General features: G+C 67.7%; 5 protein-coding genes. 3 read left to right on the top strand and 2 right to left on the bottom strand.

Annotation, left to right across the window (positions count from 1 at the left end):
• Positions 1-59: 59 nt before the first annotated feature.
• On the bottom strand, positions 60-2,717 hold the full coding sequence (gene treY / locus ACE37B_RS06310; protein WP_409922426.1) for a malto-oligosyltrehalose synthase: 2,658 nt from the start codon (positions 2,715-2,717) through the stop codon (positions 60-62).
• 352 nt (positions 2,718-3,069) lie between these two features.
• Between treY and ACE37B_RS06305 the strand changes: the two genes are divergently transcribed.
• From ACE37B_RS06305 to ACE37B_RS06295, 3 genes are all read left to right on the top strand, one after another.
• The gene (locus ACE37B_RS06305; RefSeq protein ID WP_409922425.1) at positions 3,070-3,228 is read left to right on the top strand and encodes a hypothetical protein; all 159 of its coding nucleotides are present in this window, start codon (positions 3,070-3,072) and stop codon (positions 3,226-3,228) included.
• Between the two features lie 69 nt (positions 3,229-3,297).
• Positions 3,298-3,816, top strand: coding sequence for a DUF421 domain-containing protein (locus tag ACE37B_RS06300; protein ID WP_409922424.1), 519 nt, complete (start codon positions 3,298-3,300; stop codon positions 3,814-3,816).
• A 223-nt stretch (positions 3,817-4,039) separates the two neighbouring features.
• Positions 4,040-5,416: a trehalose-6-phosphate synthase gene (locus ACE37B_RS06295; RefSeq protein WP_409922423.1), complete on the top strand. Its 1,377-nt coding sequence runs from the start codon at positions 4,040-4,042 to the stop codon at positions 5,414-5,416.
• A 63-nt stretch (positions 5,417-5,479) separates the two neighbouring features.
• Here the strand turns inward: ACE37B_RS06295 and ACE37B_RS06290 are convergent, their stop codons facing one another.
• A complete protein-coding gene (locus tag ACE37B_RS06290) occupies positions 5,480-8,278 on the bottom strand; it encodes a PAS domain S-box protein (RefSeq protein ID WP_409922422.1) in 2,799 nt (932 codons plus the stop codon).
• Positions 8,279-8,293 lie beyond the last annotated feature (15 nt).

The raw sequence follows: 8,293 nt of genomic DNA, 5'->3' as shown, positions 1-8,293 counted from the left end.
CGGGGCCGGACGTCCGCGACCGGGAGCATGATGCCATCACTCGGTCGGCCACGGTCCCGTCATGCGTCGGTGCGTTCGAGCACGCTGACTTCGGCTGACGAGATCACCTCGCCGAGGCGAGTCTCACCGCCAGCCATGACCGGTGCGTCATCGTGCAAGATGCTCCGCCAGGTTCCCGCAGGCAGGTCGATCGTCGTTGCTGCGGCGTCGATCGGTGTCGCCCGTGCCCGGGTGACGACGACGATCACGGTGGGTTCGCCGACTTCCTCGTTCGATGCCGTGCCGGGACCGGCACGGCGTTCGGTGCGGGCGTAGGCGATCACGTGCTCCGCGTCCGACCCGCTCACGTCGAGCGGTCGATACCCCGACGTCTCGTCGAACGACGAGCGACGGCGTCGACGGAGTCGCAGGGTGCGCTCCGTGAGGACCGTGAGCGCCAGGTCGACGTCGCGGTCGGAGAAGGCCGACTCGACGTCGGTGGAGGGCACCGACTCGAGGAGATCGTGGAGGTCGGCCCAGCAGGGCGGCCGGCGATTGTCGGGATCGACGAGCGAGCGCAGCGACGCCGGGCTGCCCTGGTAGAGATCGGGAAATCCCGGACACGTGAGGTGCAACGCAGCGAGTCGCAGTTGGATCGCTGCGCCGAGTCGGCGAATCTTCGCGGCCAGATCGGACATCTCGCCGGTGGTCGCAGCCGAGATCGCGTGACGCGCGAGGTGCTCGAGGGCGTGTTCGACATCGCCGTCGGGATCGGTCCACGAGGTGATCTCGTCGCCTTCACGTGCGGCCTTCACGAGGAACCCGTGGAGACGTTCGACGGTGAGCGGCTGTGCAGTCAGCGCGGTCTGTGCGGCCAGCGACACGAATCGCGCGTCGATATCAGATCGCGTCGCCGAATCCGTGTCGACCGTGTCGACCGTGTCAGCGCGCCTGATGCCAGCACTCGCGGCGCCGGCGAGGTGCTCGGCGACGGTGGACTCCCAGACGTCGGCATGGGCGGCGAGGGCCAACGATCGAGCCCGGACCCCTGCGGAGCGTTTCGTGTCATGGGTGGTCGAAGCGAGCATCGCTCCCGGTTGGCGAAGCGATCGTTCGATCTGTCGGCGATGGAACTCGTCGACAGCGAGATCGAACTCGCCCGGAGCGCCCCCGACCTCGCACAGGGAGGCCAGCGGAAAGTAGCGGTAGAACGCACGGTCCTCGGCACCCTTGGCCATCACCGGACCGGTGAATTGCTGCCACCGCTGCGCAACCGGCGGATACTGCTCGATGACACCCGCAACACGTTCGATCTCGTCGCGGAGCTCGTCGAATTCGGCAGCCCCGCACGCGCGGCGTACCACCTCGGCCAGCGGCTCATGTGACTCGGGATCGGGAATGTACGTCCGGTACCGCTCCAGAGCGAGCGTCAACTCGATCGTCGCTCGCTCGGTGATCGTCGTCGTCGAGACCTGCTCGTCCCGATCGTCGGGTACCACCTCGCCAGCCGCGGCTTCCTCCCCGGTGGCGGGTTCGGCGTCGGTGGCGGGTTCGGCGTCGAGGATCGTTCGCACCAGGCGCTCGAGTTCGGGGCGAAGACCGTCGTTGACGACCTCGCGTCGGGCGATCGCTTCGAGGTCGGCAAACGAGCGGCCGGTCGAATCGAACCGCCGCCAGGCGCGCTCGAGCGGCTGGCGAGCGGCCGGGTCGAGCAGTGCATGTTCTGCTGTCGCGATGTGTTCGTATCCCGTGGTTCCGTCGACGGGCCATCTGGTTGGGAGGGACTCGCCGGGGGCCACGATCTTCTCGACGAGCACCAGATGCTCGCCGGCCTGGTCGCTCGTGCCATCACGGAGTTCGTCACGGAGTTCGTCACGGAGTTCATCGCGGAGTCGATTGCGGAGTCGGTTGCGGAGTCGATCGAGATACTCACTCGGATCTGCGAGGCCGTCGATGTGATCGATACGGACGCCGGCGAAGGCCGGATGCTCGACGAGTTGGGCCGGGATCGTGTCGACGTGAGCCGCGACCATCGGGTCCTCGACACGAACCCCGACCAGATCGTCGATGGTGAAGAACCGCCGTACGTTTCGGCGAGGGTCGCGCCACCACTGCAGCCGGTAGTGCTGTCGATCGAGTATCGACGCCACCTCGCCGTCACTCGTGTCGGGACGGAGCGGATATCGCGTCGCGTCGACCCGGATCTCATCCCCGTCGGTTCCGGTGACGAGCTCGATGCGCTGCCCTCGGATCATGTCGTCGAGAGGCTCAGGAAGTTGCGGCACGATGACCTTGCCGTCGGCCGCATCCCAGTCGACGTCGAAGAACGCTGCGGCGTCGGACCAGCGACCCTCCGCGAGCAGCGACCACCACCGAGGGTTCGCCGCGGGTTGCGCGATGGACACGTGATTGGGGACGTGATCGACGATCACTCCGAGACCAGCATCGCCGGCTGCATCGAGCAGCCGGTAGAGGGCCGCCTCGCCGCCGAACTCCGTTCGGACCGCGGTGTGGTCGACGACGTCGTAGCCGTGGGCGCTACCCCGGACTGCCTCGGTGATCGGCGACAGATACACGTGCGACACGCCGAGACGACGCAGCAGGTCGAGGTGCCCCCCGACCTCGTCGAAGCCGAAGTCGGGGGTCAATTGGAAGCGATAGCTCGCCGTGACGTCGCGGGTGACGTCGTCACGGGACTCGTTGCTCGACGATCGGGCCGAGTCGCGAGGTGATCTCACCGCGCTCAGACGCGCTTGGCGAAGTAGATGATGGCCAAGATGACCAGAATGGTGATGAGGATTCCTCCGATGCCGTAGCCCATGTCGGACCCCTTTCGATCGTCTGGAGTGCGTCAGCGTCTTCGTCGTGTGCTCCGCCGGTCGGCAGTGCTGCGCCGGGAGTGCCCCACCGACCCCGCCTCGAAACCTCGCCACCCTGCCACCCCGCCGCCCCGCCCGGCCGCCAACGCCGCCGCCTCACTCCGGCACGATGCGCTGACGCGAGCTCCTTCGACCGCGAGGTCGACGAGTGAGCCACTGCAACGATTCGGACTGGGGGATTCGGATTGCGCACGGCGGGTAGACCTCGGCCATGGCTGCATTCGTCATCATCGTGTTGTTGCTCGCCCTGCTCGGAGTGCTGGGCGCCATCGTCGAAGGGTTGCTCTGGCTTGCGCTTGCTGCCCTGATCTTGCTGATCGTCGGCGTCGCTCTCGGGTGGTGGAAACTTCGCGACTGGCGAACGCGATGATCGCTCGCCTCGGCCCTCGAACCACGACAACACATCGACGCCGCGTGGACCCGGCGACCGGAGCGATCGATGTTCGTTGACTGGATGTGGCCGTCCTGGGAGGAGGCGGGTCTCGTTGCCCTGAGCGCGCTCGTGCTCATCGTCGGTGTCCTCACCTCGATCCGGCTGGTCGGGCTGAGATCGCTCTCGAAGATGTCGAGCTTCGACTTCACCGTGACCGTCGCGATCGGCTCGATCATGGCGACGACCGTGGTCACGAACACGCCGGCAGCGCTCGGCGTGGTGGCCGTCGCCGCACTGCTCGCCGTTCAGGCCGCGATCGCCGTGCTCCGTCGCTCCACATCGTTCGAACGGCTCGTCGACAACACACCTCGCCTCCTGATGCGCGACGGCGTGTTCATCGACCGGGCGCTGAACGACTGTCGGGTGACGCGTTCGGACGTGCTCGCCAAACTCCGCGAAGCGAACGTGAGCTCGTTGAGCGACGTGCACGCCGTGGTCTTGGAGACCACCGGCGACATCAGTGTCGTGCACGGTTCGCACTGCGTCGACGAGGAGCTGTTCGGCGGCGTCGACATGAGCCGATGAGCCTGAGCCGGGTTCCGTCCCGAGTGTCGTGCCCTTCCCACGAGGGTGGCCCCGAGAATGGTCTCGAGGGTGGCCCCGAGAATGGTTCTGGCAGCCGGGGGCGCCTCGTCGCATGAGTCGTCGTGTGAACCGTGTCGGGTTTGCATCGAGTTCGCTCGGGTAGAGCCCGGACGTGACGACCTCCTCTCGACCATCCGTCTGGATCGCTGCGAATCGTCTCCCGGTGACCTGGAGCGATCGACACGGCTGGTCGCGATCGCCGGGCGGGCTCGTCACGGCGCTCGACGCCGTGGTGCGCGAGCAACGGCTCGGGTGGGTCGGCACGGCGCCGCCGGCCCCGGTCCATGACGTCCGGCGCCCGCGGTGGGAACACGGACCGCTCGTTGCCGTCGACAGCGACACGGCACGGAGCGCGGTCGATGCCGTGTGTAACGAGGGGCTCTGGCCGGCGTTGCACGGATTCCACGACCTGGTCGAGTGGCGGCCAGGAGCGTGGGACGACTATCGACAGCACAACCGTGCGTTCGCAGAGGCCATCGTCGAGCACAGCGACCCGGGCGATGTGGTCTGGATCCACGACTACCACCTGTTCCTCGTGCCGGCGATGGTGCGACGACTGGCTGGCGATCGCACGATCGCGGTGTCGATTCACACACCGATCGATGCCGATGCCATCGCGTCACTCCCGGTGGTTGGCGAACTGGTCGAGGGGCTCGCAGCGGCCGATCTCGTCGGTGTCCAGACCGAGCGCGACGCAACGTCGTTGCGTCAGCTCTTTCGCTCGATGGACGCGACGAGCGCGCCGTCGGGACAGGTCGCGACACCGCCGGTGTGGGTGTCACCGGTTTCGATCGATCCTGTCGCCTTGACCGAGCGAGCGTCGTCGGCTGCAGCGACGGTCGCTGGCCGTCGGCTCGCCGGCCGCGACGCAGACACCACCTTGATCGTGAGCATCGACCGCCTCGACTACACGAAAGGCGTGCCGGAACGCCTCCTGGCGCTCGACACCGCATTCCGCCGAGGGTGGCTCGATCCGGCGACGACGCAGTACGTCGGCGTCGTCCAGCCGACGCGAACCACCGTGGCTCGCTACCGCCGATTCAGCCTCGACGTCGAGCGGCTGGCGCACGAGTTGATGGTGACCTGGCAACGCCCGGATGGTTCGAGTCCGATCGATCTCCGGATGGAGAGCGCTTCGCCGGAACAGGTCGCCGCGCTGCTGTCGGCTGCCGACGTGTGTGCAGTGACCCCGCTGCGAGACGGGATGAACCTCGTCGCGAAGGAGTTCTCGACGTTGGCGGGCGATGTCGCGGTGTTGGTGCTGTCGGTCGGCGCCGGAGCGTACGACGAACTCCGCGACTGGGTGATCGAGGTCGACGGCGGTGATGTCGACTCGGTGGCAGACGGGTTCCGCAGAGCTGTCGAGCTCCCGCTCGATGTCCGCCGACGCTGGGCCGCTGCTCGCCGACAGCGCGTGGCGATCTGGTCCGCCTCGTCGTGGTCGCGCGACGTGCTCCGTCGTGCCGCGTCCAGCCCCACCGGCGAGACATCGTCCACCCCGCCGCACGGGGTGATCGGTCGGCCCCGAGCACCGGCCTGAGCGGCCGCCAGAACCGACACCGCGCCTGGCGCCCTCGCATGGAGCGCGACCGGCTCGTCGGCGTCAGACGTCGGGTTGCCAGCGAAGTGCCAGCACGACGTTGTCGTCGTCGGTGTCGGACGACGTGAGCTCGTCGACGAGCCGACGCAAGTACACGTCCAAGTCGTCGTCGCTCGATCGGCCGCACGCGGCACGCAGCCGCTCGAGTCCGACGTCGAGTGGCTCGTCGCGGCGCTCGATGAGCCCATCGCTGTAGAGGATCACGCAATCGTCGGGTTGGAGTTCGATCCGACGCGCCGGAGGTATCTCGAGGTCCAACAGTCCGAGCGGTGGCGTGGGTTCGCAACGTAGCCACACCGCTCCCGCGCGGCGGACGAGGAGCGGCGGCGGATGGCCAGCGGATGCGACGCGGAGACTGCCGGTCGACGGGTCGATCACGGCGCACGCCGCGGTGATGAACGAGGTGCCGTCGCGACCCCGGGCGACGTCGTGCAGCGCTCGCAGGATCGCCGAGGGATCCGGCTCGAGCGTCGGCGCCAGCGCTGCGACGGCGGCGCGCAGCCGACCCATCGCCGCGGCAGCGTCCAAGTCGTGCCCGGCGACGTCACCCACCATCACGCCGACTTCGCCAGACGCCCAGTCGAACGTGTCGTACCAGTCGCCGCCGACCTCGAGGCGCTCGCCGGCCGCCTGGTACTGCGCGGCGATCGCGAGGCGTGGATGCTCGACCAGACGGTCGGGGAGCAGCGCCTTCTGCAAGCGAACCGCGATCTCGTGCTCGCGTTTCTGCACGAACACGAGTTGTTCGTGCAGCAGGGCGCGCTCGAGCGCCAGGCCACTTTGCGCGGCGAGCCCTTCGAGGAGTTCCAGGTGTTCGCCGCGGAACGCGCCGACGTTCGGTGAGCCGACCACGATTGCACCGATGGCCGACCGATCGGTGCCCCGAACGGGGAGGGCGGCGAGGCTGGCGACGTCGTAGTAGGCGAGGGCATCGGCGAGCCCCGGGAATCGGCGAGCGGCGTCGTCTCGGTCGTCGAAGACGAGTCGGTGGTTCGTCGCGATCGCCACGGGCCCTGGCATGTCGTCGCCGAGTGTCACGTGGTCGGGTCGTCGGGAGGTCGGGATCGTGTCGGAGGCGATGAGTTCGAGGCCGTCGCCGCGCCGCAAGTTGAGCGCCGCGACGCGCAGGCCGAGGCGTTGCTCGATGTGGGCCACGGTGAGCGCACCGATGTCCGTCGGGGAGATCGCTGAGGCGAGGCCGGCTGCGTGCTCTTCGAGGATCTCCGCTCGATGCCGCCGCTCGCGTTCTTCGCGCAGACGCTGTGCGCGCTGACGTTCGGCGGCTCGCCGGTCGGTGATGTCGAGTCCGGACGGGATGATGTGGGTGATCGAACCGTCGGGGCCTCGCAGGGGCACGAGTTGGAAATCGATCCACAGTCGCTCGGGCTGCCCGATGCGGACCGGCACGTCATACCGGACCGCCTCGCCGCGCGCTGAGCGTTCGACCGCGCGGCGGAGTTGTTCGGCGATGCGTTCGTCGTAGCTCCACCAGAAGCAGTCCCAGAACTTCTTGCCGACGACGTCGGCGAGTTCGATTCCGGCGGCTTCGAGCGGCGCCCGGTTGGCCTGTACGACGGTGCCGTCCGGTTCGAGGACGCCGACGAAGGTGAACAAGCTGTCGAGGACGTTGCGAAGAAACGCGGTCGAGGCGGCGAGTGCTCTTTCGGCTTCGACCCGCTCCGTCACGTCGGCGCTGGCGCCGACGTGACCGAGAAACACGCCGGAGGGGTCGACACGAGGCGTCGCCCACGAATCGACCCAACGCCATCTTCCTGTCGCGTCGAGTGCGCGGACCTGCTCGTGGAACTCACTGCGATCGCGGACCGCTCGCTCGAACGCGGCCGAGTACCGTTCGATGTCGTCGGCGTGCACGAGCACCTGCCACTTGTCGGCCACCATCTGCTCGCGGTCGACTCCGAAGAATTCGCAGTAGGTGAGGTTGACGAACTCCTGCTCGCCATCGGGTCCGTGGATCCACACCATCAGGGGGAGTTCGTCGGCCATCGCCCGGTAGCGCTCGGCGATGATCGACTCGGCTGCCTCGGCGAGGTGTCGCGCCGTCTCGTCACGGAACACGATGGCGAAGCGACCCGGCGTGGCGAGTGGCGTGGCGAACACGTCGAACCAGCGACCCATTGCGTCGGAACCCTCTTGGAATCGCATCGTCTCGCCGTCGAGGGCAACTCGGCCGTATGCCTCGATCCAGTGTGGCTCGAGGTCGGGGATCAACTCGATGGCGGTGTGCCCGGCAGCGTCGGCGAGACCCGTCATCTCCTCGAACAGTGTGTTGACCTCGATGAAGCGATAATCGCTCGGGATGCCGTCGTCGTCGGTCACGATCTCGCAGACGCAGAAGCCCTGATCGATGTGCTCGAAGACGCGGCGGAGTTGGTGCTCGCTCGCCGCCAGCGACTCGAGTTGGCGCATGTTGTCGGTGACGTCCTCGACGATGGTCACCACCGCTCGCGACATCGTGTCGAGCTCGAGCGTTCGAAACGTCGCATGCCACCAGCGCAGCTCGCCCGGCGCAGCGGCCGTCTCGCCTCGAATCTCCGCCCGACGTTCGACGCCGGTGGCGAGCACCTCGTCGAGATGGGGTTGGATCTGATCGGCGAGCGTCGGGACGAACTCGTGAACCGTGCGTCCCATCGCGTCGGCGATCGAGATGCCGTTGATGTCGGCCAGCGCCTGGTTCATCAGGAGACAGCGGCCCTCGGCATCGTGGATCGACATCCCCACCGGGGCGCGATCGATCAGCCTTCTGAGTACCCCGCCTGGTAGCAATGGCGCTCCTGCGCTCATCAGTCTCCTGGAACG

Source organism: Ilumatobacter sp. (genome assembly GCF_046290335.1).
Classification (GTDB): domain Bacteria; phylum Actinomycetota; class Acidimicrobiia; order Acidimicrobiales; family Ilumatobacteraceae; genus Ilumatobacter_A.
Note: the sequence above shows the minus strand (reverse complement) of the source record. Positions and strands in the feature narration are given on the sequence as shown.

Coding starts and splice junctions, on each gene's coding strand:
- ACE37B_RS06290 (WP_409922422.1), bottom strand. CDS start 8,278: ATGAGCGCAGGAGCGCCATTGCTACCAGGCGGGGTACTCAGAAGGCTG.
- ACE37B_RS06305 (WP_409922425.1), top strand. CDS start 3,070: ATGGCTGCATTCGTCATCATCGTGTTGTTGCTCGCCCTGCTCGGAGTG.
- ACE37B_RS06300 (WP_409922424.1), top strand. CDS start 3,298: ATGTTCGTTGACTGGATGTGGCCGTCCTGGGAGGAGGCGGGTCTCGTT.